The organism is Mycobacterium sp. NPDC004974 (genome assembly GCF_053600815.1).
In genome coordinates, this window is sequence record NZ_JBSGAQ010000005.1 from 41,571 (window position 1) to 65,500 (window position 23,930).

General features: G+C 67.2%; 19 protein-coding genes and 1 tRNA gene. 9 read left to right on the plus strand and 11 right to left on the minus strand.

Annotated features, from left to right (window positions below):
- Nucleotides 1-25: 25 nt before the first annotated feature.
- Both lysX and ACWEFV_RS13590 read left to right on the plus strand, forming a co-directional pair.
- Entirely contained in the window at nt 26-3,352 is a 3,327-nt protein-coding gene (gene lysX / locus ACWEFV_RS13585) for a bifunctional lysylphosphatidylglycerol synthetase/lysine--tRNA ligase LysX (RefSeq protein WP_450070535.1), read from the plus strand.
- 74 nt (nt 3,353-3,426) lie between these two features.
- The gene (locus tag ACWEFV_RS13590) at nt 3,427-4,761 is read left to right on the plus strand and encodes an alpha/beta hydrolase-fold protein (RefSeq protein ID WP_450070784.1); all 1,335 of its coding nucleotides are present in this window, start codon (nt 3,427-3,429) and stop codon (nt 4,759-4,761) included.
- 3 nt (nt 4,762-4,764) lie between these two features.
- On the opposite strand, the gene ACWEFV_RS13595 is transcribed toward ACWEFV_RS13590, so the two are convergent.
- Both ACWEFV_RS13595 and ACWEFV_RS13600 read right to left on the minus strand, forming a co-directional pair.
- Entirely contained in the window at nt 4,765-5,904 is a 1,140-nt protein-coding gene (locus ACWEFV_RS13595) for a hypothetical protein (RefSeq protein ID WP_450070536.1), read from the minus strand.
- Nucleotides 5,901-7,241 (minus strand): hypothetical protein, encoded by a 1,341-nt coding sequence (locus tag ACWEFV_RS13600; RefSeq protein ID WP_450070537.1) that lies wholly within the window; start codon nt 7,239-7,241, stop codon nt 5,901-5,903. Before ACWEFV_RS13600 ends, ACWEFV_RS13595 begins: the two co-directional genes overlap by 4 nt.
- Before the next feature lie 61 nt (nt 7,242-7,302).
- Here ACWEFV_RS13600 and ACWEFV_RS13605 point away from each other — a divergent pair, with 61 nt between their 5' ends.
- Nucleotides 7,303-7,746, plus strand: a complete 444-nt coding sequence (locus ACWEFV_RS13605) for a hypothetical protein (protein ID WP_135455394.1) — start codon at nt 7,303-7,305, stop codon at nt 7,744-7,746.
- Between the two features lies 1 nt (nt 7,747).
- On the opposite strand, the gene ACWEFV_RS13610 is transcribed toward ACWEFV_RS13605, so the two are convergent.
- The 3 genes from ACWEFV_RS13610 to ACWEFV_RS13620 all read right to left on the minus strand — a co-directional run bounded on the left by ACWEFV_RS13610 (nt 7,748) and on the right by ACWEFV_RS13620 (nt 11,252).
- Nucleotides 7,748-8,944, minus strand: a complete 1,197-nt coding sequence (locus ACWEFV_RS13610; RefSeq protein ID WP_450070538.1) for a CHAT domain-containing protein — start codon at nt 8,942-8,944, stop codon at nt 7,748-7,750.
- A complete protein-coding gene (locus ACWEFV_RS13615; RefSeq protein WP_450070539.1) occupies nt 8,941-10,686 on the minus strand; it encodes a tetratricopeptide repeat protein in 1,746 nt (581 codons plus the stop codon). Before ACWEFV_RS13615 ends, ACWEFV_RS13610 begins: the two co-directional genes overlap by 4 nt.
- A gap of 71 nt (nt 10,687-10,757) precedes the next feature.
- Nucleotides 10,758-11,252, minus strand: coding sequence for a lipoprotein LpqH (locus ACWEFV_RS13620; RefSeq protein ID WP_135460100.1), 495 nt, complete (start codon nt 11,250-11,252; stop codon nt 10,758-10,760).
- Between the two features lie 123 nt (nt 11,253-11,375).
- Here ACWEFV_RS13620 and ACWEFV_RS13625 point away from each other — a divergent pair, with 123 nt between their 5' ends.
- The 3 genes from ACWEFV_RS13625 to ACWEFV_RS13635 are packed head-to-tail and all read left to right on the plus strand — an operon-like array spanning nt 11,376 to nt 13,465.
- On the plus strand, nt 11,376-11,726 hold the full coding sequence (locus ACWEFV_RS13625) for a hypothetical protein (RefSeq protein ID WP_450070540.1): 351 nt from the start codon (nt 11,376-11,378) through the stop codon (nt 11,724-11,726).
- A gap of 3 nt (nt 11,727-11,729) precedes the next feature.
- Nucleotides 11,730-12,899: a winged helix DNA-binding domain-containing protein gene (locus ACWEFV_RS13630; protein WP_450070541.1), complete on the plus strand. Its 1,170-nt coding sequence runs from the start codon at nt 11,730-11,732 to the stop codon at nt 12,897-12,899.
- A complete protein-coding gene (locus ACWEFV_RS13635; protein WP_450070542.1) occupies nt 12,899-13,465 on the plus strand; it encodes a hypothetical protein in 567 nt (188 codons plus the stop codon). The genes ACWEFV_RS13630 and ACWEFV_RS13635 overlap by 1 nt, the downstream gene beginning before the upstream one ends.
- A gap of 26 nt (nt 13,466-13,491) precedes the next feature.
- Here the strand turns inward: ACWEFV_RS13635 and ACWEFV_RS13640 are convergent, their stop codons facing one another.
- Nucleotides 13,492-15,138: an ABC-F family ATP-binding cassette domain-containing protein gene (locus ACWEFV_RS13640; RefSeq protein WP_450070543.1), complete on the minus strand. Its 1,647-nt coding sequence runs from the start codon at nt 15,136-15,138 to the stop codon at nt 13,492-13,494.
- Nucleotides 15,139-15,201: 63 nt separating this feature from the next.
- Nucleotides 15,202-18,096: an excinuclease ABC subunit UvrA gene (gene uvrA, locus ACWEFV_RS13645; RefSeq protein ID WP_450070544.1), complete on the minus strand. Its 2,895-nt coding sequence runs from the start codon at nt 18,094-18,096 to the stop codon at nt 15,202-15,204.
- 73 nt (nt 18,097-18,169) lie between these two features.
- Between uvrA and ACWEFV_RS13650 the strand changes: the two genes are divergently transcribed.
- A complete protein-coding gene (locus ACWEFV_RS13650; protein WP_450070545.1) occupies nt 18,170-18,853 on the plus strand; it encodes an MBL fold metallo-hydrolase in 684 nt (227 codons plus the stop codon).
- Nucleotides 18,854-18,871: 18 nt separating this feature from the next.
- On the opposite strand, the gene ACWEFV_RS13655 is transcribed toward ACWEFV_RS13650, so the two are convergent.
- Nucleotides 18,872-19,315 (minus strand): universal stress protein, encoded by a 444-nt coding sequence (locus tag ACWEFV_RS13655; protein ID WP_044524035.1) that lies wholly within the window; start codon nt 19,313-19,315, stop codon nt 18,872-18,874.
- Nucleotides 19,316-19,664: 349 nt separating this feature from the next.
- On the opposite strand from ACWEFV_RS13655, the gene ACWEFV_RS13660 reads away from it, so the two are divergent.
- Entirely contained in the window at nt 19,665-21,203 is a 1,539-nt protein-coding gene (locus ACWEFV_RS13660) for a glycosyltransferase family 39 protein (RefSeq protein WP_450070546.1), read from the plus strand.
- A gap of 1 nt (nt 21,204) precedes the next feature.
- Here the strand turns inward: ACWEFV_RS13660 and ACWEFV_RS13665 are convergent, their stop codons facing one another.
- Together ACWEFV_RS13665 and ACWEFV_RS13670 are read right to left on the minus strand one after the other, a co-directional pair.
- Nucleotides 21,205-22,050, minus strand: coding sequence for an acyl-CoA thioesterase (locus ACWEFV_RS13665; RefSeq protein WP_450070785.1), 846 nt, complete (start codon nt 22,048-22,050; stop codon nt 21,205-21,207).
- Nucleotides 22,051-22,139: 89 nt separating this feature from the next.
- Nucleotides 22,140-23,096, minus strand: a complete 957-nt coding sequence (locus ACWEFV_RS13670) for a LysR family transcriptional regulator (protein WP_450070547.1) — start codon at nt 23,094-23,096, stop codon at nt 22,140-22,142.
- A 121-nt stretch (nt 23,097-23,217) separates the two neighbouring features.
- On the opposite strand from ACWEFV_RS13670, the gene ACWEFV_RS13675 reads away from it, so the two are divergent.
- Nucleotides 23,218-23,748, plus strand: a complete 531-nt coding sequence (locus tag ACWEFV_RS13675; protein ID WP_450070548.1) for a DapH/DapD/GlmU-related protein — start codon at nt 23,218-23,220, stop codon at nt 23,746-23,748.
- 68 nt (nt 23,749-23,816) lie between these two features.
- On the opposite strand, the gene ACWEFV_RS13680 is transcribed toward ACWEFV_RS13675, so the two are convergent.
- Nucleotides 23,817-23,887, minus strand: a tRNA-Cys gene (locus ACWEFV_RS13680).
- Between the last annotated feature and the right edge of the window lie 43 nt (nt 23,888-23,930).

A 23,930-nucleotide genomic window follows, 5' to 3' on the forward strand; every position in this document is an offset into this window, starting at 1 on the left:
GTTTGACCGCCTATTCTCCGGGCTTATGACCGTTATCAGCCGCGGCCGCCGCGCCGGGGTCCAGCCCGCGTCGAGGTTCTCCTGGGTTCCCGCAGCGGCGGGTTGGACCGTCGGGGTCATCGCCACCCTGTCGCTGATCGCCAGCGTTTCTCCGGCGGTGCGCTGGTTGATCCAGGTGCCGCGCGAGTTCGTCAACGACTACATCTTCAACTTCCCCGACACCAGCTTCGCCTGGGCCTTCGTGCTGGCGTTGTTGGCCGCCGCGCTCGCGGCCCGCAAGCGGATCGCCTGGTGGATCCTGGTGCTCTACATGGTGGGCGCCATCGGCTGGAACCTCGGTGACCTCGCCACGGGCGGTGATCCGCTCGCCGAGGATGTCGGCGAGGTCATCGGCGTCGCATTCCACCTGGCCGCCATCGCCTTGCTGATGCTGGCCCGCAATCAGTTCTGGGCCAAGGTACGGCGCGGGGCGCTGCTCAAATCCGCCGTCGTGCTGGTCGCGGGCATGGCGATCGGCATCCTGGCTGCGTGGGGACTGCTGGAGCTGTTCCCCGGCACGCTGGCCTCCGAGTGGCGGCTGCTGTATGCCGTCAACCGGGTGAGCGGCTTTGCGACGGTCCCGACCGAGGTTTTCGAGGGCTATTCGCACACCTTCCTCAACGCCATCTTCGGCCTGTTCGGCGCTCTCGCGCTGATGGTGGCCGCCGTCGTGCTGTTCCAGTCGCAGCGCGCCTCCAATGCGCTGACCGGTGAGGACGAATCGGCGATCCGCGGGCTGCTGGAGGCCTACGGCAAGAACGACTCGCTGGGCTATTTCGCCACCCGCCGCGACAAGTCGGTGGTGTTCGCCCCCAACGGGCGGGCCGCGATCGCCTACCGCGTGGAGGTGGGTGTGTGCCTGGCCGGCGGTGATCCTGTCGGTGATCCCAAGGCCTGGCCGCAGGCGATCGCGGCCTGGCTGCAGTTGTGCCAGACCTACGGCTGGGCGCCGGGCGTGATGGGCGCCAGCTCGGCCGCGGCCGAGGCGTTCCGGGCGGCCGGACTCAACGCACTGCAACTCGGCGACGAGGCCATCCTGCACCCGGACAACTTCCGGCTGTCCGGCCCGGACATGCGCGCGGTGCGACAGGCGGTCACCCGGGCTCGCCGGGCCGGGACCTCGGTGCGCATCCGGCGCCACCGCGAGCTGGATCAGGCGGAGATGGCCGAGGTGATCCGGCGCGCCGACGCCTGGCGGGACACCGAGACCGAACGCGGCTTCTCGATGGCGCTGGGCCGGCTCGGCGACCCGGCCGACGGTGACTGCCTGCTCGTCGAGGCGATGCAGCATCGCGGGGACAACTCAGAACCTGAGGTGGTCGCATTGCTCTCGTTGGTGCCGTGGGGCGCCAACGGCGTCTCGCTCGACGTCATGCGCCGCTCCCCCCAGTCCCCCAACGGCACCATCGAACTGATGGTCAGCGAACTGTGCATGCAGTCCGAAGGCATTGGGGTCAGCCGGATTTCACTGAATTTCGCGATGTTCCGGTCGGCGTTCCAACAGGGTGCGCAACTGGGCGCGGGTCCGGTGGCCCGGCTCTGGCGGGCCCTGCTGGTGTTCTTCTCCCGATGGTGGCAGCTGGAGACGCTGTACCGGTCGAACATGAAGTACCAGCCCGAGTGGGTGCCGCGGTACGCCTGCTACGAGGATGCCCGGCTGATCCCGCGGGTCGGGGTGGCCTCGGTGATCGCCGAAGGTTTCCTGGTGCTGCCGTTCTCCCGGCGAAACAAGCAGCACACCGGCGAACACGTCGCGGCCCCGGCCGATCTGGTGGATTCGGGCCAGCTGCACCACGACGGCAGTGCTCCGGACCGCAACGGGCTGCGGGACGTTCTGACCGACGACGATCAACAACGGCTACCCGAGCAGGTCCGGGTCCGGATGGCCAAGCTGCGCCAGTTGCAGGCCAACGGTGTGGACGCCTATCCCGTGGGCCAGGCCCCCAGCCATACCGTCGCGGCCGCACTGGAGTCCGCTGACAGTGACACCGTGAGCGTGGCCGGGCGGATCCTGCGGATCCGGGACTATGGCGGCGTGCTGTTCGCTCAACTGCGCGATTGGTCAGGCGAAGTTCAGCTGTTGCTCGACAACACCCGCCTGACGCAGGCCGGCACCGCCGACTTCACCGAAACAATCGATCTCGGCGATCTGATCGAGGTCACCGGTTCGATGGGACGCAGCCGCAACGGCACGCACTCGCTGCTGGTCGACAGTTGGCGATTGATCGGCAAATGCCTCCGCCCGCTGCCGGACAAGTGGAAGGGCCTGACCGACCAGGAGGCCCGGGTACGGGCCCGCTACGTGGACCTGGCCGTCAACACCGAGGCGCGGGATCTGATCCGGGCCCGTAGCGGCGTGCTGCACGCCATTCGGGAGACGTTGTACGGCAAGGGTTTCCTCGAAGTGGAGACGCCGATCCTGCAACAGATCCACGGCGGCGCCAACGCCCGGCCGTTCCTGACCCACATCAACGCCTACGACCTCGATCTGTATCTGCGGATAGCACCCGAGCTGTACCTCAAGCGGTTGTGCGTCGGCGGTGTCGAGCGGGTCTTCGAACTGGGCCGGGCGTTCCGCAACGAAGGCGTGGACTTCAGCCACAACCCGGAGTTCACCCTGCTGGAGGCCTATCAGGCCCACGCCGACTACAACGTGTGGATCGACGGCTGCCGCGAACTGATCCAGAACGCCGCCCAGGCCGCCAACGGAGCCCAGGTCTTCCAGCGGCCGCGTGCCGATGGGGTCCTCGAACCGGTCGACATCTCGGGCCGGTGGGCAGTCAAGACCGTGCACGACGCGGTGTCAGAAGCCCTCGGCGAGCACGTCACCGTCGAGACGGATCTGGCCACGCTGCGCCGGCTCTGCGATGCGGCGCACATCCCGTACCTGACCCACTGGGACGCCGGGGCCGTGGTGCTGGAGATGTACGAGCACCTCGTCGAGGACCGCACCGAAGAACCCACGTTCTACAAGGACTTCCCGACGTCGGTATCGCCGCTGACCCGGCCGCACCGCAGCGTTCCCGGGGTTGCCGAGCGCTGGGACCTGGTGGCCTGGGGCGTCGAGCTGGGCACCGCCTACAGCGAACTGACCGACCCCGTCGAACAGCGCCGGCGGCTGCAGGAGCAGTCGTTGCTGGCCTCAGGCGGTGACCCCGAGGCCATGGAACTCGACGAGGATTTCCTGCAGGCGATGGAGTATGCGATGCCACCGACAGGCGGTCTCGGCATGGGTGTGGACCGCGTGGTCATGTTGATCACCGGACGTAGCATCCGCGAAACACTGCCGTTTCCTCTGGCCAAACCTCGTTAGCAGGCGGTTCACAGCGGTTCCCAAGATTCGGCGACGACGATATTGGTGTGACCTTCACTCACCACCTGTCCTTGATGCACGGCTGGGTACCGACCAGCGTCCAAGTCATCGCCGCCGTGGTGCTGATCGCCGCAATCGGCTGGCGTACCCGCCGCTGGGCGCTCATCTGGCTGCCGCTGGCCGCCGCAGTGGGCGGCATCCTGGTCGTCGGCACCAACTGGTACATCGACTCCGAGGGCCTGGCGGGCAACCCTGCACCGCGGTCGCTGTGGGTGTGGATCGCGCTGACGGGTGTGGCCGTTGTGGTCCTGCTCGCCGGGTGGCGCGGCAGCCGTTGGTGGCGGCGCGGCACCGCGGTCATGGCGGTGCCGATGACCCTGCTGTGCACGGCCCTGGCGCTGAACCTGTGGGTGGGCTACTTCCCGTGGGTACAGACCGCCTGGAACCAGCTGACGGCCGGGCCGCTACCCGACCAGACCGATCAGGTCACGGTGGCCGCGATGCAACGTCAGGGCACCATCCCGGCCAAGGGCAGCGTGGTGCCGGTCGAGATCCCCAACACCGCATCGGGTTTCCGGCATCGTGGTGAATACGTGTATCTGCCGCCTGCGTGGTTCGCCACCAATCCCGCGCCACAGTTGCCGACGGTGATGATGATCGGCGGCGAGTTCAACACCCCAGCCGACTGGATGCGGGCCGGCAACGTGATCAAGACGATGGACGACTTCGCCGCGACCCACCACGGGTACGCGCCGGTGCTGGTGTTCGCCGACCCCGGCGGCACCTTCAACAACGACACCGAATGCGTCAACGGCAAGCGCGGGAACTCCGCCGACCACCTCACCAAAGACGTTGTGCCGTATATGAGCAACCACTACGGCGTCAACCCGGCCGCGGCCGGCTGGGGCATCGTCGGCTGGTCCATGGGCGGCACCTGCGCGGTGGACCTGGCAGTCATGCACCCTGAGTTGTTCAGTGCATTCGTGGACATCGCGGGTGACATCGGCCCGAACTCGGGCACCAAGGCGCAGACCATCGACCGGCTCTTCGGCGGGAACGCCGCGGCCTGGGATGCGTTCGACCCGAGCACGGCGATCAACCGACACGGCCAGTACGAGCAGACCGCCGGCTGGTTCGACGTCAACGACACGTCGACGGCGGGCAAGCCCGCGGGCCGCGCCAACGATCAGGCCAAGGCGGCCAACGCCCTCTGCGCACTCGGCTCGAAACACGGCATCGCCTGCGCGGTGGTGACCCAACAAGGCACACACGACTGGCCGTTCGCCAGCCACGCGTTCTCCGCTGCCCTGCCCTGGCTGGCCGGTGTGATCGGCACCCCCCAGGTGACCCCGGTCGGATTACCGCAGACATCGCCGTCGGCGGCCTACATCCAGACCGCCGCCAAATAACCGTCAGTAGTCGGATTCGGCCGCACGTACCTCGGCAAGGAACGCGTCGGCCGCCGCGGCGAGCCGCGAATCGGATACCGCGGCGAGCCCCGAATTGGATACTGCCCCAGCCAGCCGGGCCCGCGCGAACGCCCGCACCCGGTCCCGGTCCGCTGCGGACTCGTCGACGCCGTCCGCGCCGACCCGCACCGTGGCCTGTGACCAATCCGTATTCCACGCGCGGGTCTCGCTGAGCGGCTGCCCATCTGGAGCGCGCAGCGGCAGCACGGCGCGGCCTGTGGCGTCGAGGACACCGGAGCCGGCGCAGCCGCCGCCGCGCATTTCCACGCCGATGCCTGCCGATGAATCCGGGCCCGAGAGCGCCACCCGCACCACCGCGCTGGTTGCCTCGCCAACGGCGGTAACCGACCACTCGACGGTGTCCTCGGCGGCGTCGAATACCGCGGGCGGTACCGCCGCCCAGTCGACCGTCGCCACCCCTCGGGCGATCAGGCCCGCCTGGCCGGATCCGTCGCCGGCCCCGGCCGCCAGGGCGTAGTCCTCACGCCGAGCCGTCGCGACGACGATGTCAGGCCAGTCCAGCCCGACCTCGGCGGCCAACTCCCGACATTCTCCGACCAGCTCGTCGACCCTCGGATCACCTTGACCGGCGAGGAAATTCAGCGCCTCCATGTGGGGTGCCAGCAGGCTCTCCACGTCGGAGTCCAGGGTGTCGTCGGTGAAGAAGTCCTCGGCCGCCACCGTCAGCAGGGCGAGTTCCGCATCGAGCAGCGGGCGCTCGAGCGCCGCGATGCCGTCGCGGTCACTGGCCGGCCACCACCGGCGCAGCCAGTGGCCAATCGCCAGGCGCCGCAACGCATCCGTCGAGCCGGGCAGCAGCTGCACATCGGGCAGGTCGAGCGGTTGTCCCAGTTCCCTGTGACGCAGCGCGTTCAAGACAGCGACGTGGCCGGACTCCCCGAGCACGCGCCACAACCAATCCGCACGCTCGGGGTCGGTGAATGCGATGGAAGGTGGTTCGCCGGCGCCCCCATCCACCACCCACGACAGCACGGCGCCGCCGACCTCCAGCACTGCGACCAAGGGCGCACCGTGGTCCAGGTGGCCCGTGCTCCACAGGCCGGCGTCAGCACCCAATTTCACTCTGCCACCTGCACTTCCAGCATCGCCTTGATCCGCTGCCGATGATCGAGGCTGACCGATCTGGCCACACCTTCCAACAGGGACCGCAGGTCGTCGACGTCCGCGCAGGACTCCTGCCACACGTCGCGGCCGTGCAGCCGCGCCCACAGCCGGCTCAGGTAGGGCCGGGCGAACGCACCGAGATCGTCGATGACCTGCTGCTGGCGCGGGTGCACCGCCGTGCCGGCCGCCAGATAGCGGCGGGCATGCAGCACATACGCCTCCTTGGCCAACCGGGCCTGGATCCGTGCCGACAGTTGATAGCGTCCCGACGCCGAGGCGTCGAGCGGATGGAGGTCGGTCGCCACCTCGATGCCTGTGAGAAGCGCGGCCTGTTTGTCCTCGGCGAGCAGCCCCCACGGCGCGCAGGCCCGGTCCACTTCCTCGGAGCACAGCAGCGGGAGATCGGGCAGCTCATCGCGGTCCAGGGCTCGGCGCAACGTCGCACGGACCCGGTCCACCACGCTGCGGTCCAGCGGGCGGTCCCCCTCGCCCGGCCCGCTGATCGACGGAGCCTGTTGCGGCAGAACTGAACTCAGCCCGATGTCGACGATCGACCACGGCTGAGCAGTCCCGACACGTCGCGCCCCGGCACCCAGGTTGTACGGCGTGGCGTCGGCCACCAACGCCGACCACACCCGCTGCCGGGCCGCCTCCGCACGGTGGCTGTCGGCCGGGCCGAGCACGGTGGCCAGCCCGGCGAAGAACGGACCGGTGATGGCGTCCGACGGGACGACGTCACCCCAGCTGCGCGCCAGTTGGCGCCGCAACCGGTCGACGACCTGCGGTTCGGCCACATACGCGTTGAGCGCTTCAATGGCCGTGCGGTCACGGCCCTCGTGCAGCTCGGCCAGCACCTCGGCCGCCACCTGCGATCGATCGGATGTCGGAGCGCCCCGCGTCACCGCGAGTTCGAAACACGCCGGAAAATACAACTCCTGGGCATTGCCGTTGGTGATGCGCAGCCGCCGGCGCTGCAGTTTGAGTTCGACGAACCAGGCCGCCGCAGCACGCAGATGTGGCCCGCTACGCACCATCTGCTCGTGCAGGTCGGCGGCCACGTCGGGCGCCAGAATCGGCGCCGAAAACTGTGTGTTGCTGCGGAGTCTGAGCACCAGTGGATCGATGATCCGTTTGACGGTCCGGCGCAGCGGCCCGCCGTCGTCACCGCTGAACACCTCGACCCCGGGCCCGAGTGCGCGCCAGGCCCGGTCGATCACGGCGCGGCGCGGCTGCGCCGAAGTCATGCCCGAATTGGGGCCGGCCTCAGCCCCAGCCGTATCGGACCCGATGCTCACCGGCACCAGGATAGAGCCGAAGTTGGGTTCGGTAGCGCTCCCCCGGCCGGACCCTGGGAACATGACCGACGCCGTGCTGATCACCGTCCTGTGCCTGTTGGGCACGGGCGCCGTGTTGACCGCCGCCCGCCGGGCCCGGTGTATCCACCCGAATGACGAGGCCGACGAGCGTCTGGTCACCCTGGGCGAGCTGGTGGCCGAGTTCGACCACATGCTGGTCCGCAAGGGATTACTGACCGGGACTCAGCTTGCCCTGATCCGTACCGGAACCCGGTCGCGCGGGATCATCACCGGGATGCGCGCCACCGGCGCGATCCGGGAGGACTACCGCGAGGTCGAACTCGATCTGATGGTCAGCCGGCGCGGCGGCGGTCAGTTCCCGGTGCGCCAGCGCGCGCTGATTCCCGCGACGGCACTGGCGAAAGTCTCACCTGGCAACGTGATCGACACCTACTACCGGCCCGGTGACGAGAGCACCGTCGCGGTGTGTGTGACCCCGGCCTGATTCAGCGGGCGCCGTCGACGGTGAACGTGGCCATCGCGGCCCAGTACAGCGGGCTGGCCGTGGTGTCACCGTCGCGCCAGCGGCGCATCGTGGCGCGCTGCCAGCGGTTCACCGCCAGGCCCGCGTTCTCGTCGCGATGTGCCAGATCCACTCCGACGATGGTGTCCGCCATCGGATCGGCCTCGGGTGCATTGCCGAACTGCCGGAAGCCCGCAGTCGTCGGCAGCGACCACAGCGTCGCGGTGACCAACTGCGCGCCGCCCAGGATCATGGCGGCGACCAGGCCGGCCGCCTCGTCGAACCGGTAGTCGCCGCCGGATGCGCACGCCAGCAACGCCACCCGGGGTGGGATCGGCAACCGCGCCGCGATCATCTCCCCCGCGGTCAGCGGCCGGTCTTCGGCCAGATGCAGCGCGGCCCGATCGGCGTGGCCGGCGGCACCGTCAGCGGCACTGGCGTGCCCGACGTAGAGCAGCCGGCTCGGGTCCTGGGCGCACGCGTCGGCCAACCAGCGCCGATCGGTATCGGTGCGACGGAACAGCTCGACGGTGTCGGCGACCTTCGGCAGGACGGCGTGGCCGGCCACCAGGTCACCGAAATGCTCCGACAGCGGAGTCTGTGGCGATGGGCGACCCATCACCGAGCCCAGGGCCGAATCCGGCCGCTGTCCGGGAATGCGCGGATCCAGCACCAGCACCGGCGGCCGTCCGAGGCGGTCCTGCCAACGGGCCGGGGTGCGCGGTGCGTGAACGATGTTGGGCGGCACCGCCATCAGCACGTCCACCAACTCCATCAACCGGAAGCCGTCGGGGCCCGGCATCGCCAGCTGCCCCCAGGGCACCCGGCCCAACCGCGGGCTCGGCGTCACGAACAGGACGGGCCGCACGTCGGCGACGCAGTCGGCCAGTAGCTGCCAGCCGGCGATCCCGATCAGGTGCGAGCCCAGCAACCGGGCCAGGTCGAGTTCCGCCTCGGCGGTGGCGAACGCGCCTGTGGTCACGGCCCGTTCAATCGCGTCGCCGTGGGTTTCGGTACCGATCGGGTCCGGCAGCGCAGGGTTGAGAACGGCCTCCACCGCCTGCATGTGCGGTTCCTCTATCACCCAGGTGACCGAACGTTGCGGCTCCCCGACCACACGCAGGCTCACATAGGTCGCGATACCGACATCGGCGAACCGCAGTACCAGAGTGTCGGTCATGGCCACGTCGTCCATTCCCCACCGGGCGCGGTGACGTCCTGTCCGTACCGCTGCAGCGCCAGCTCCCGGTAGTGGCTCATGATCGGGCCCGAACTCGGATCCATCCGCAGCGGGGGCAACGGTCCGAGCCGCGTCAGCTCGCCTTCGCCGCCGACCGGCCCTGCAGCGGCCGCAACAGCGAGTTGCGGCGCGAGTTCGGCTTCGACCGGAACCACAGCCGTGGCGGTTCCGGTCCAATCTGCGACCGGACCCGGCCCAGCTGCCGGATCTGTACTGAAGGTTCCTCGCGCGCTGTGGTATTCGACCAGTTCACACGTCAGATCGATATTGTCCGATTCCCAGGCCACAGCGAACGCCCCCGCCAACAACGGAGCCGAGACGCCGCTCGCCCAGCGGGCCCTGGCTCCGGCGTCGGTGATCGTGTAGCGCACCGAATCGACTGCCAGCGCGGCGGGAACCAACAGAGCGGCGGCCCGGTCGAGCTTGACCATCGCACGGCGGTACTCCGGCGTGCCCGGGGCGCAGTCGACCACGCCGACCCCCGCCGCGTACCGGGCCTCGACCTGGTTCCAGTCCTGGCCGGGCTCGCCGACGCCGTCGAAACCCATCTCGACGAGCGCATCGGCCCGCCAGATGTTTCCGAGGTGCGCATCGAGCCGGGCGTACTGCAGCCAGCTGTGTCGCGGCGACGCGTCCAGGAACTGCCTGGCCTGCTCCACCAGTTGTACCGCCTCCTCGAAGGCGCCACGGAAGATGGCGATCCAGCTGCGTTGCAACAGGATCCGGTGAATGTGGAGCGGCTTGCCCAGCTCCCGCCAGTGCCGCTCGGCGTGCTCCCAACATTCATCGGCTTCCTTCAGGCGACCGAGTCCCAACCGGATCAGTCCGAAATACAGCCAGCTCCGGGAGACGTCGTGGGCGCGGGCATGTTCGGCGATCACCGGGTAGGCCGCGGTGACCAGGTCCTGGGTCTCCGCGTAACGACCGGCCGACCAGGCCGAGGCCCCTCGCTCGAGCTGGGCGCGGGCGGTGGCGAGCCTCCAGTCGCGGGCCTCCGCGCGGGCACCGGCCCGGCGCAACCACGGTTCGGCCTCGTCGAGCCGGCCGGACTCGATGCAGAACCGGCCGTAACCCAGTGCGCCGGTGACGAAAAGGGAATCGGTCTCGGCGTCGTCGGCACCGGGCCCGGCATTCTGGAGTACGTCGAGCACCTCGGCCCACACCGGTACCGATGCCGCATACAGGTCATCGTCGCAAAGACCGCTCGCGATCAGAATTCTGGTGTGGCAGATCAGGTTACGGTGCTCGGACAGCAAGTCACCATAATTCCCGGGGACTTCGATCAGCGCCGCCAGATGCGCTGCGGCATCGTCATGATCGCCACGAGCCGCGGCGAGTCCGGCAGCGAGAAACTCGACGCGCCGGGTATACCGGCAGATCAGGTGATCGATGTCGTGGTCGGACATGGTGACCTCGGCCGCGAGGTCGGGGCGTTGCCCCGACCGGATCGCGACGTAGATCGCCAGGCAATCGCGGATGCGGGAAATACTCTCAACCACACCCTCATACGCGGTGCGCACCAGGTAGATCTCACCGAGTTGGGCGAACACCTCGAGCGCGTAGTCGTCGCGGTCGGCCTGCTCGATCAGGGGCAGCTGCGACACCAGCAGGTCGCGGGCAGCGACCTCCTCGGCAGACAGCGACAGGTGACGGGCGCGGTCGAGATCGCCGGCGATGGTCACCCCTGCACCATATAAAAGCGGCGGGCGTACCCGGCAGAAGGTCTGCCGGGCACGCCCGCCATGTCGGGAGATCAGCTGCAGGACACCGTGATGGTGAACGGCTTGTTGACCATCCCGGCCATCGGGTTCTTCATGTCGGCGCCCGACGCCTCACCGGTGATGGTGTAGGTGTCCCCGTCGACCTTGACCTCTGCCGAGCCGACCTTGACACCCATCGCCTCGCTGACCGCCAGTGCGCTGCCGTCATAGACCAGGCCGAGCGACTCGACCTTCGGAGTGGCCTCGTCCGTCATCACCACGCCCAGGCCCTGCTGGCCGCCGATCGCGGCGCTTGCCACGTTGATCTTGCCGCCCTGCTTGACACAGGTGACCGAGTTCAGGTCGAGTCCCGCCAGATCGGATCCATCGACCTTGACCTGGGCACTGCTCCCGGAGCTGACCTTGGTGTCGGTCGCCGACGCGGCCGGCTTGTCCGCGGGCTTGTCGGCCGCCTTGTCGTTCGAGCAACCCACCAGCACCGCACCGGTAGCGAGCAGTCCCATGGCGCCTGCGATAACTCGATTCATGGTCATTGCGTCTTCCCCTTCGTTCCGCGTTGCCCCGATGGCTCCGTCGTGTCCTGAAGTCTTGGCGGGGCCACGTGCTACCGATCCCAAGAAATGTCAGTTCCCGCAGGTAACGTGGGTTTCGTGACGAAGGACCCAGAGCAGCCGGATCAACCCGAAAAAGCCCAGGAGCCCGATGTGGTGGAGGGCGAGATCGTTCCCGCAGCCCCCCGCACGGGCCCGCTGCCCGGGCCTGTCCCAGGGCCGGTTTCTGAGCCGGCCGACACCGGCTACACCGCCGCCGGGGTACCGACGTTCGACGCGGTCCGCGAGAAGATCGAGACCCGGTACGGCACCGCAATCGGGGCGTCAGAGTTGGCCGCCGAGACCCCTGAGGGCCGCTCGATCGAGGAGCAGTACGAGAAGCGCCAGCAGGCTGCTGCCGAGCGCCTACAGCAGATCCGCGAGTCCATGCACAAGACGGACGACGCCTGATCCGTGCGGACGTTCACACTCGCCGAGCGCCGGGCTCGGCTGGCCCGGCGTCATTTCCTGAGCCGGCCGGCCTCCTCGGTCATGGACATCGCGGGATCCTTCGTCGGCCTGCATGCCACTGATCCATCGACCCCGTACCTGTCCCTGTGGGCGCGGCTGCCCGGTTTCACCGCCGACGATCTGGACGGCGAGCTTTATCGCCGACGCACAATCCTCAAGCACCTCGCGATGCGCCGCACGCTGTGGATCGTGCGCGCCGGGGACCTGCCGCTGGTGCAGGCCGGGGCCAGCGACCGGGTGGCCGGAAACGAGCAGCGGAAGCTCATCGCCGATGTGGAGAAGGCCGGGGTGGCCGTCGACGGCGCCCACTGGCTGGACACTGCGTGCCAGGCCGTACTGGCCCACCTGCACGAGCACGGGCCCACCCCTGCGGCACAGCTGCGCACCGCACTGCCCGAACTCTCAGGCAGCTACAACCCGGCACCGGGAAAGCACTATGGCGGTGACACTCCGCTTTCCCCAAGGGTTTTGACGGTGCTCGGGGTGCGCGGCGAGATCGTACGTGGCCCCAACGACGGCACCTGGACCACGTCGCGGCCGCGCTGGACCGTCACGTCCGAGTGGCTCGGGACTTCAGTGCCGCCGGCCGAGCCCGACCATGCCCGTGCCGAGCTGGTGCGGACCTGGCTGGGGACGTTCGGCCCGGCCACGGTCACCGACATCAAGTGGTGGTTCGGCAACACCCTGACCTGGGCCCGCCACGCGTTGCGCGATATCGGTGCCGTCGAGGTGGACTTGGAAGCCGCTCCCGACGCCGTGGGTTATGTACTGCCGGATGACCTCGACGTAGAGCCGGAGCCCGAGCCGTGGGCGGCCCTGCTGCCTGGTCTGGATGTCACCACCATGGGCTGGTTCGACCGCGACTGGTACCTGGGCGATCACCGCCGCCAGGTGTTCGACACCAACGGCAACGCCGGGCCCACAGCGTGGTGGAACGGCCGGATCGTGGGCGGCTGGGGTCAGGACACCGACGGTCGGATCGAGTTGCACCTGCTCGAGGAGATCGGCCGTGACGGCACCCGCGCGTTGCAGCAGCGCGCCGACGCGCTGACCGAATGGCTCGCCGGGGTGCGAACCAAACCCCGGTTCCCGTCGCCGCTGTCGAAGCGCTGATGCGCATCGCGGGTTGGGCGCTGTTGACTCTGACCGGATTCGCCGTCGTCGGTCAGCTCTACGGGGCGAGTTTTCCCGGCGATCCATCCGACATTTTCTATGTCGCCACGCTGGCATCGATCCCGCTGTTGGTGATCTGGTGCGTCGTCGGTGTCGCACTGCGGCGCACGGCCGGCCGCCGGGACTGGGCGGTGATGCTGGCAAGTCCCGCGCTGGTGATCGCGGGCATCGCGCTGATCTGCACAAACGTTCCACTGCAACTGCATTGGCGGATGGCGCAGCCATCGTTCGAGCGGGCTCTGCAGGCTTTCAACCAGGATGCCACCTTCGGTAAACACCCCGGCCATATCGCCGGCTACCCCATCGAGTACATCTCGGGCCGGTCCGACAACTTCGTCGACTTCACCTACCGCGACGACCAGAACGGTTGGAACGGCTTCGCCTACAGCGCCGACGGCAGCGCGCCACAGACCGAACACAAGTCATCGGGCGACTACGTCATCAGCTGGACGAAACGGCTTGGCCCGCACTGGTTTGCGTTCCAGAGCTACCACACCTTTGGGTGACCGATTCGGTCGCCGCTGACGAAAAGCTAACGCCGCGTGCGCATCACCCTCGACTCGTCCCATACCGGGTCGGTCGATTCATAGACGAAGCCATCGGCCCCGAACACCAGGAAGCGGTCGAACGATCGGGCAAACCAACGGTCATGGGTGACCGCGACCACCGTACCCGCGTAAGCGGCAAGTCCGTCCTGTAGCGCCTCGGCGCTGGCAAGATCGAGGTTGTCGGTCGGTTCGTCGAGCAGCAGAAGTGTCGCGCCACCGAGTTCGAGTAGCAGGATCTGCAGCCGGGCCTGCTGACCTCCCGAAAGTGTTTCGAACGGCTGTTCCGCACAGGCCTGCAGCTCGTAGCGAGCCAGGGCGCTCATCGCTTCGGTGCGCAGCCTGGCGTGCTCGACCATCACGATCTCGCACGGTGTTCGGCCGGCGAGATCCGGGCGTGCGTGCGTTTGAGCGAACAGTCCCGGTGACACCCTGGCACCGAGTTGCGCGAGACCGCTGTGCGCCACGGGCTCGGCGGTGGTGGCACCACGAGGCAATTCATCGGCCACCGCGGTCAGCAATCGCAGGAAGTGCGATTTGCCAGAACCATTGGAACCCAGCACCGCAACGCGCTCACCGTAAAAGATTTCCAGGTCGAATGGCTGCATCAGACCGGTCAATTCGAGGCTGTCGCAGACGACCGCACGCTTACCGGTACGGCCGCCCCGCAACCGCATCTTGATGTCCTGGTCACGCGGCGGCACCTCGGGTGGACCGGCCTCTTCGAACCTGCGCAGCCGTGTCAGCGCGGCCTGATACCGCGACGCCATACCGTCGTTGTACGCGGCCTTCTGGCGCAGCTCGACGACGAGCGTCTTGAGCTTGGCGTGCTCCTCATCCCATCGTCGTCGCAGTTCTTCGAGACGTTCGTTGCGGTCCCGGCGGGCCTGCGCATAACCATCGAACCCGCCACCGTGGATCCAGACGTGCCGCGATTCGACCGTGACGATCCGTTCCGCGGTGCGGTTGAGGAGCTCTCGGTCGTGGCTGACCATGAGGATCGTCTTGGTCGTCTCGCCCAGGCGCTGTTCCAACCACTGCTTGCCCGGCACGTCGAGATAGTTGTCCGGCTCGTCCAGCAGTAACACCTCGTCGGGTCCGCGGAGCAGCGCCTCGAGCACCAGTCGTTTCTGTTCGCCGCCCGACAGCGTGTTGACCAGGCGCCAGCGACAGGACTCGTAGGACATCCCGAGCGCGGCGATACAGCAGGCGTCCCAGAGAATTTCGGCATCGTATCCACCGGCGTCGCCCCAGCCGGCGAGCGCGTTGGCGTAGCGCATCTGGCTGGATTCGTCGTCACGCTCCATCAGTGCGAGCTCGGCCGCATCCACGTCGACCGCGGCGGCCCGCAGGCGAGGCGGCGCGACCGACAACAGCAGTTCGTGGACCGACGTCGAATCACGGATGCCGCCGATGAATTGGCGCATCACGCCCAGGCCACCGCTGTGCGCGACCGTGCCCTGCTGGGGTACCAGGTCGCTCGAAATCAACCGCAGCAGTGTGGTTTTGCCGGCGCCATTGGGACCGACAAGTGCCGCCGTGGCACCGTCGGCGATCCGGAACGAGACATCGTCGAGGAGCTGCCGACCGTCCGGCAGCGTATGGCTGATGTGTGCGACCTCAACGTGGCCCATACGTGCCAGTCTCCAGAACCGCACCGGCCCGGTGCAACCGAATTAGCGGCTGCACCGGGTCGATCAAGCACTGACCTTGCGCCGCTTGGGTTTCGGCGCGGGCACCTCGACCAGCTCGGCGAGGAACTGGCCGGTGTAGCTGTCCGGTTTCGCCGCCACATCCTCGGGCGTGCCCTGCGCGACGACGGTGCCGCCGCCGGCCCCACCCTCGGGACCCATGTCCACGATCCAGTCCGAGGTCTTGATCACGTCGAGGTTGTGCTCGATGACGATCACCGTATTGCCTTTGTCGACAAGGCCGTTGATCACCTTGAGCAGCTTGCGGATGTCCTCGAAGTGCAGGCCCGTCGTCGGCTCGTCGAGGATGTAGACCGTGCGCCCGGTGGACCGCTTCTGCAGCTCGGCGGCCAGCTTGACGCGTTGCGCCTCACCACCGGACAGTGTCGGCGCCGGTTGCCCGAGCCGGACATAGCCCAGACCGACGTCGACGAGGGTCTTGAGGTACCGGTGGATCGAGCTGATCGGCTCGAAGAACTCGGTGGCGTCCTCGATCGACATGTCCAACACCTCGGCGATGGTCTTGCCCTTGTAGTGCACCTCAAGGGTTTCCCGGTTGTACCGGGCGCCCTGGCACACCTCGCACGGCACATAGACGTCGGGCAGGAAGTTCATCTCGATCTTGATGGTGCCGTCACCCGAGCAAGCCTCACACCGGCCGCCCTTGACGTTGAACGAGAAGCGGCCCGGTTGATAGCCGCGGACCTTGGCCTCGGTGGTGGCGGCGAACAGTGACCGGATCTTGTCGAACACCCCGGTGTAGGTGGCCGCGTTGGACCGCGGAGTGCGGCCGATCGGTGACTGGTCGACGCGGACCAGCTTGTCCAGCTGGTCGAGCCCGTTGACCCGGGTGTGCCGGCCCGGCACCTGCCTGGCCTTGTTCAACTTGTTGGCCATCACCGTGGCCAGGATGTCGTTGACCAGAGTCGACTTGCCCGAGCCCGAGACCCCGGTGACCGAGGTGAGCACGCCGAGCGGGAACGCGACGTCGATCTCCTTGAGGTTGTTCTCCCGCGCCCCCACCACCGTGACCTGACGACGCTTGTCGGTAGGCCGCCGGATCGCCGGGACCTCGATGCTCTCCTTTCCGGAAAGGTAAGCGCCCGTGATGGATTCGGGATTGACCAGCAGGTCCTGATAGGTGCCGCTGTGCACGATCCGGCCACCGTGTTCACCGGCCGCGGGGCCGATGTCGACCACCCAGTCGGCGTGCGCGATCGTGTCCAGGTCGTGTTCCACGACGATCAGCGTGTTGCCCAGGTCGCGCAACCGCACCAGGGTGTCGATCAGCCTGCGATTGTCACGCTGATGCAGGCCGATGGACGGCTCGTCGAGCACGTAGAGCACCCCGACCAGCCCGGAGCCGATCTGTGTGGCCAGCCGGATGCGCTGGGCCTCACCGCCGGACAGCGTCGCGGCCGCGCGCGACAGCGACAGGTAGTCCAGCCCGACATCGAGCAGGAACCCGAGCCGCGACTGGATCTCCTTGAGCACCTGCCCGGCGATGGCCTGCTCGCGATGGCCGAGCGTCAATGCGTTGAGGAAGTCCGCGCAGTCCGCGATCGACAGCTCGGCCACCTGGGCGATGGATTTGGCGCCGAACTGACCCGCGGCCATCGTCACCGCGAGGATCTCGGGCTTGAGCCGCGTGCCGTTGCACTCCGGGCACGGGATGTCGCGCATGAAGCCCTCGTAGCGTTCCTTCATCTGCTCCGAGTCGGTCTGCTCCATGCGCCGCTGCAGGAACGCCATCACGCCCTCGAAATCGGCGTAGTAGGACCGGGTGCGGCCGTAGCGGTTCTTGTACTTGACGTGGACCTGGTGATCAGAGCCTTCCAGGATCGCCTTGCGCGCCTTGGCCGGCAGCTTCTTCCACGGGGTGTCGACGTCGAACCCGAGCTGATCACCCAGCCCGGACAACATCCGGGTGAAGTACTCGGCGCTCTGCCCGACGGCCCACGGCGCGATGGCCCCTTCGGCCAGCGTCAGGTCCGGGTCGGGCACGACCAGGTCAGAGTCGACCTCCTTGCGGACCCCCAGCCCTGTGCACTCCGGGCAGGCGCCATAGGGCGAGTTGAACGAGAACGACCGCGGTTCAAGATCATCCACGGCCAACGGGTGGCCGTTGGGGCAGGCCAGCTTCTCGGAGAAGCGCTGTTCACGATGGGGATGGTCGTCGTCACGGTCGACGAATTCGAGCACCACGATCCCGTCGGCCAGGTTCAGCGCGGTCTCCACCGAATCGGTGAGCCGCTGCTTGGAGCTGGCCTTGACCGTCAACCGGTCGACGACCACCTCGATGTCGTGCTTTTCCTGCTTCTTGAGCTTGGGCGGATCGGTCAGCGGGTGCACCACGCCGTCCACCCGCACCCGGCTGTAACCCTGCGTGTTGAGCTTGTCGAACAGGTCGACGAACTCACCCTTGCGGGTGCGGACCACCGGGGCCAGCACCTGGAATCGCAGGCCCTCGTCCATGGCCAGGACCTGGTCCACGATCTGCTGTGGGGTCTGCCGGGCTATCCGCTCACCACACACCGGGCAGTGCGGGGTGCCCGCGCGGGCGTACAGCAGACGCAGGTAGTCGTAGACCTCGGTGATGGTGCCCACGGTCGAGCGGGGGTTGCGGTTGGTCGACTTCTGGTCGATCGACACCGCGGGCGACAGGCCCTCGATGAAATCGACGTCCGGCTTGTCCATCTGCCCCAGGAACTGGCGGGCGTACGCCGACAGCGACTCGACGTAGCGGCGCTGGCCCTCGGCGAAGATGGTGTCGAACGCCAGCGAGGACTTGCCGGACCCGGACAGGCCGGTGAACACGATCAGCGCATCACGCGGCAGATCGAGGTCGACTCCTCGCAGATTGTGCTCGCGGGCACCCTTCACGATCAGGCGGTCAGCCACGCGTTTCCTTTCCCACGACAGACTTCACGCCCATGCTATGTGCGACCACCGACAAGCCCGATACGGTGGCGCTATGACCAGCCCTCACATCGCGGTTGACGACACGTACACCGGTCACCAGGAGCCAGGCACCGCCGCCCGGCGCACCCTCCCGAACGCCTCGATCATCAAGGTGTCAGTGGGCCCCATGGACAACAACGCCTACCTCGTGACCTGCACGTCCACCGGGGAGACCCTGCTCATCGACGCCGCAAACGACGCTGAGGTGCTCCTGGACGTGATCAAGCAGCAGGCACCCAAGCTGTCCCTGATCGTCACCAGCCACCAGCACTTCGACCACTGGCAGGCGCTGGCGACTGTGGCAGAGGTCACCGGGGCACCGACGGCCGCGCATGCACTCGACGCCGAACCGTTGCCGGTCACCCCGGACCGGATCCTGGCCGACGGGGACACCGTGCGGATCGGCGACCTCACGTTCGACGTGATCCACCTACAGGGCCACACCGAGGGTTCGGTCGCGCTGGCGCTCAAGGCGCCCGACGGTGTCACACACCTGTTCACCGGTGACTGCCTGTTTCCCGGCGGTGTCGGCAAGACCTGGCAGCCCGGTGACTTCGAGCGCCTACTGGGTGATGTGAGCGCCAAGGTGTTCGACGTCTACGACGACCGCACCGTCGTATACCCCGGCCATGGCGATGACACCACGCTCGGCGCCGAACGTCCCCACCTCGGGGAGTGGCGCGAGCGCGGTTGGTAGTCAGTCAGCGGGTGTGGCTCAGCTGGTGTGGACGATGAGCACGTCGGTCTTCGACCGCCGTGCCACGTTCGCGGGCACCGAGCCCAGCAGCCGGCCGGCGATCGTGCTCAGGCCGACATTGCCGACAACCAGCAGATCCGCCTGGACGTCCTCAGCCAACTCGACGAGGGCGTCGACCGGAGCGCCGACGACGGGCCGCTCCTCGATGTCCGTGGCGCCGGCGGCCTTCGCACGGTCGGTCGCCTCGCGCAGGATGGCGTAGATCGGCGCATTGCCGGCCATCTTGTAGCCCTCGTCCTTGAGCACATCGGCGGCACGCTGATCTTCGCTCTGGGGGAAGTACGCGGTTGCCACGATCAGTTTGGCATTCGAGCCGGCGGCAATCTGACCGGCGCGGTCGACTGCACGCAACGACGAATCAGATCCGTCCGTGCCGACCACCACGGTTCGATACGCGCTCATCAATACCCTCCCACTGTCAGTTGCAACGCCACCCGAGACAGTAACCCGTCGCCCGCTGACCAGGGGTGCGAATCACGACACCCATACGGACAACCGACAACTGGACCCACTTTTGGCGTCCCGAACGGCGAATCGGCACTGATGTTAACCCTCGGGACCGCAAAAACGATGCTGACCGTGACGTAGTCGACGCCGATCGAATCAGGGTTGCCGTCAGGACGATTCGCCGCACGTAGTGACCCAGCTCATCTACACCGCATGCGGTGGGCAATAGTGCTGTCGGAGAGAGCGAGTCGGGCGCCTCAGGTTACTGTTTGCCATGGGTTGAGGGGGTGGCACGGTCGCTGACGTGGATTTATCGCTGAATGAGCACGCCGAGGGCGCGGGCGGGCGAGTCGATCGACAAGCCCGCTTCGACGCCGTGGCGGTGGCCGCATTTGCGGTCGTGCTGAGTGCCGCGGGGGCGGCCCGTCCGTCACTGTGGTTCGACGAGGCCGCCACCATCTCGGCTGCTACCCGATCGGTTTCCCAGCTATGGGACCTGCTCGGCCATATCGATGCCGTGCACGGCCTTTATTACCTCGGTATGCATGGTTGGTTCACCGTTTTCCCGGTAACCGAGTTCTGGTCCCGGTTCTCCAGCTGCCTGGCCGTCGGTGGTGCGGCAAGCGGAGTGGTGGTACTCGGCCGGCAGTTCTGCGATCGAACGTTATCGGTCTGTGCCGGAGTTCTTTTCGCGATGCTGCCAAGGATCACGTGGGCCGGTATCGAAGCTCGTTCCTATTCGTGGTCGACGCTGGCGGCGGTGTGGCTGACGGTACTGCTGGTCGTCGCGATCCGGCGCGACCGCCCTGCACTGTGGGTGTCATACGGTGCGCTGCTGACGGTTTCGACGGTGCTGAACATCTTCGTGGTGTTGATGGTGGTTCCACACGCGGTTGCCGTCGCAGTGCTCTGCGACCGTCGTCGCACTCGAACGGCCTGGGCCGCGGTCGCCACAGCTGCAGTGCTGGTCGTGGTTCCGTTCGTGTTGTGGTGCCGTTCGCAGAGCTTTCAAGTCGGCTGGATCTCACCGCTAGGTCTGCACACCGTCACTGAGGTCGTCTTGGAGCAGTACTTCGACCACAGCGTGGCATTCGCGCTCCTGGCGGCCGCCGTTCTGAGCGCACCCCTGCTGGTTCGACGGCTGCGGCCCACCGGTGAGGGCACCCGGCGGCTGATGGTCGTGGCCGCGGCGTGGGTGGTTGCGCCGACCGCAGCTCTGTTGGCGTATTCAGCTGCGGCCCAACCGCTTTACTACCCGCGGTACCTCAGCTTCACCACGCCGGCGATGGCGCTGCTGCTCGCCGCATGTGTGGTGGCGGTGGCCCGCAGCCGGGAATGGATCACGGCCACTCTGGCGGTGTTCGCCCTGGCCGCGACACCGAACTACATCACCGTGCAACGCGGTCCATACGCCAAGGAGGGCATGGACTTCAGCCAGGTCGCAGACGTCATCTCGGCGCACTCATCCCCCGGCGACTGCGTGATCTTCGACAACACCACCTCGTGGAAGCCGGGTCCGATCCGCCCCATCACCGCCGCCCGGCCGGCCGCCTATGCCCACCTGGTCGACCCCGGTCGGGGTAAGCCGGCCTGGCAACGAAATCGGTTGTGGGATGCCCACCTCGGGATCTGGGGTGTCGCCGACCAGGTGCGCCGGTGCACCGTGCTGTGGACCGTGTCCGAACGCGACCCTTCGGTGCCCAGCAGGCAGAGCGGCCAACGCCTGGCGCCCGGACCGCGACTGGACCGCGCCCCGGCCTATCAGGTACCCGAAAGCATGGGCTTCCACATCGTCGAACGCTGGCAATTCAACTTCGCCCAGGTGGTCAAGTCCACGCGCTGAGTCAGTCGCGGCGGCGGCCGAAGTACAGCTCCTGGGTCGTCGAGCACACGAGTTCCCCACCGCGGTTGTAGACGGTGGCGCTGGCCAGGCCGCGCCCGTTGACACCGCTGGGTGAAACCTGGTCGGACAGCACCCAATCCGTCAGATCGGCGGGACGGTGGAACCAGACGGCCAGGTCGATCAACGCCGAGAAAACGGTCACGTGGGTGCCACGCCGCGCCGACAGGGTGGAATCCAACAATGCGGTGCCCGAAAAATACGTCAGCAGACAGCTGTTGATGATCGGATCGTCGGTGACCGGTTCGCCCACGCGCCACCACATCCGGGTGCGCTCCGGCGGTTCCGGCAGATCGATCGCCAGCCGCGGGGGCGGGTCGATGTAACGTCGCTCGATCCACTGCGGGCGCACCCAGAACCCGTCGGCCTCGTCGGCAAACGCCTGCAACTGTTCCTCGACCGGGGGCAGGGTTTCGGGATCGGGCACCGCGGGCCGGGGTTGCTGGTAATCCGCGGCGTCCATGGGGACGCTGAACGAGACCAGCGCTTCCAGCAACACCTCGCCACCTTGTCGGCCGATGACCCGGCGGGTGGACAGCGAGCCGCCGTCCCGCAGGTTGTTCACCTCCATCTGCACCGGATACCGGGCGTCCCCGGCGCGCAGCAGATAAACGTGCAGGCTGTGCGGTGATCGGCCGGGCACGGTGCGACTGGCCGCCATCAACGCCTGGGCCGCGATATGCCCACCGACGATGTGATGGCTGGGGTTGTCCCGCTGTTCGGCGACGTAGGTGCCGTCATCCGACTCCACCAGATCGAGGGTGGACAGGACGTCGGCAAGGGGCAGCATGGGCACGGCAGCATTATTCGATGCGGTGTCTTGCTGTTTGCGACGGGGTGGCGATGTGGGTCTCGTCGGCCCCATTGAGCAGTTCAGCGTCAGGGCTCACCGTCTGACCCCAGCTCGGAGACGGAGGCTGCCCACCGCGGCAACCAGACGTTCGGCTCGTGCGGCGAGGTCCGACGGTCTGCACTGAGGTGGGCACGCAACGCGGCCAAGCCGGGGTTCGAGTTCGTCGTGAGCCAGATCAACGAGTGCGGGTAGATCGGTGTCGGGTCGCGCAAGGGTATCCGTCGCAGTCCGTATTGCGCGGGCCAGAAGTAGCGGTCACGTCTACCCACCAGAGTTGCCACACTCGGGTCGTCGCGCAGGCGCTCCAACAAGGCCTCGTCACCGAAATGAGGACCGTGGCTGTCAATCGACAATCCGAATGCTCTCGCAAGGTCGTCATAGAACACAGCCCACTCGGCGCCGGGGACGATACCCGGAATCCAGATTCGGAACCCGCGTAGACAGCTCGGCGTCAGGCTGTCCTCGGCAGCAAGCGAATGTTCGGGCCCCACAAGCACTTCGAGTTCGTGGTCGATGGCGCGAGCGGCCACCACACCACGAGGCAGATCGTCGGACGGCAGGGTGACCGCGCGAAACGAAGCGTCGATCGTTCCCGACTGGACGGCGGACAACGCCCCGGTGAGGTTGTTGTCGAGCAAGGTCACCACTTCGACCCGCACGCTGGGATTCGCGACGTGGAAATCCTGGAATACAACCGACGGTGCGATGCGGCGATGGGTGACGTCAACGCGCAGAACCCGTTTCTGCGACCGGACGGAGTGCCATGCGCGCTCGGCGGCGCGAAGCAACTCACGTGCGTGCGGGAGAAACGACTCTCCGTCGGCAGACAGTCGTACACCGTGGGCAGTGCGTACGAATAATGCGGTGCCCAACGCACGTTCAAGTGCCGCGACGCGTTTCGACACTGCCTGCGGCGTGATGCTCAACTCGTCTGCCGCAACTTGGAATTGGCCTAGTTCAGCCGCAACGACGAAAGTACGCACCCCCTCAACGTCCAACCGTCAGTCCCCACCGTTGGTTGCGTCGTGCGTGCGTGTCAGTTGTTTGATGCTCGACTACGTTCGCTGCTGGGATCTGTCCATGCCTCATCTGACATCTGGCCGCTTGTACATCGACACACCTGAATGGGCTCAAGTGGCCCGACGGATAGAACAGGTCACAACACTCACATCGCGCCTCCATCTGCTGCCGTTCGATGCGGCGGAAGAACGGGCGGCGCTGCTTGCGGAGGTTTTCGGACAACCTCTCTCGGACACCGTCACGCTCTATCCGCCGTTCTTCACCGACAATGGGCTCAACACCGGCTTCGGCGAAAATGTGTTCGTCAACCAGGGATGCAGATTCATGGACCAGGGCGGCATCTGGATCGGCGACGGAACCATGATCGGTCCGAACACCCACCTCATCACCTCCGGACACCCCGTACCGCCTGCAGAACGGCGAGAGTACATCGTGGCTGCGCCGATAGCGCTTGAGGACAACGTGTGGCTCGGCGCCGGTGTCACGATTCTGCCCGGTGTCACCGTGGGCACGAACTCGGTAGTCGGTGCCGGTGCGGTTGTTGCGTCGGACGTTCCACCCGACACGCTCGTCACGGGACCGGCCGCCGCAACCAGGAAGCAGTGGGGAGACTGACTTCCCTATCCGGAGCCATGCCGAGCCGTCGAAACTGACGACACGGCACGGCTCCGAACGGATCCCAGAGCGAGTGACGGGATTCGAACCCGTGTAAACGGCTTTGCAGGCCGCTTCCTAGCCACTCAGACACACCCGCATCGATTGGCTACTGTGCCAGGCACTCCGGCGCCCGCCCATAG

What these genes read in the sequence shown, in the direction of transcription:
- lysX (WP_450070535.1), top strand. Translation starts at nt 26, where the DNA reads ATGACCGTTATCAGCCGCGGCCGCCGCGCCGGGGTCCAGCCCGCGTCG.
- ACWEFV_RS13590 (WP_450070784.1), top strand. Translation starts at nt 3,427, where the DNA reads ATGCACGGCTGGGTACCGACCAGCGTCCAAGTCATCGCCGCCGTGGTG.
- ACWEFV_RS13605 (WP_135455394.1), top strand. Translation starts at nt 7,303, where the DNA reads ATGACCGACGCCGTGCTGATCACCGTCCTGTGCCTGTTGGGCACGGGC.
- ACWEFV_RS13610 (WP_450070538.1), bottom strand. Translation starts at nt 8,944, where the DNA reads ATGACCGACACTCTGGTACTGCGGTTCGCCGATGTCGGTATCGCGACC.
- ACWEFV_RS13620 (WP_135460100.1), bottom strand. Translation starts at nt 11,252, where the DNA reads ATGAATCGAGTTATCGCAGGCGCCATGGGACTGCTCGCTACCGGTGCG.
- ACWEFV_RS13635 (WP_450070542.1), top strand. Translation starts at nt 12,899, where the DNA reads ATGCGCATCGCGGGTTGGGCGCTGTTGACTCTGACCGGATTCGCCGTC.
- ACWEFV_RS13640 (WP_450070543.1), bottom strand. Translation starts at nt 15,138, where the DNA reads ATGGGCCACGTTGAGGTCGCACACATCAGCCATACGCTGCCGGACGGT.
- ACWEFV_RS13650 (WP_450070545.1), top strand. Translation starts at nt 18,170, where the DNA reads ATGACCAGCCCTCACATCGCGGTTGACGACACGTACACCGGTCACCAG.
- ACWEFV_RS13655 (WP_044524035.1), bottom strand. Translation starts at nt 19,315, where the DNA reads ATGAGCGCGTATCGAACCGTGGTGGTCGGCACGGACGGATCTGATTCG.
- ACWEFV_RS13665 (WP_450070785.1), bottom strand. Translation starts at nt 22,050, where the DNA reads ATGCTGCCCCTTGCCGACGTCCTGTCCACCCTCGATCTGGTGGAGTCG.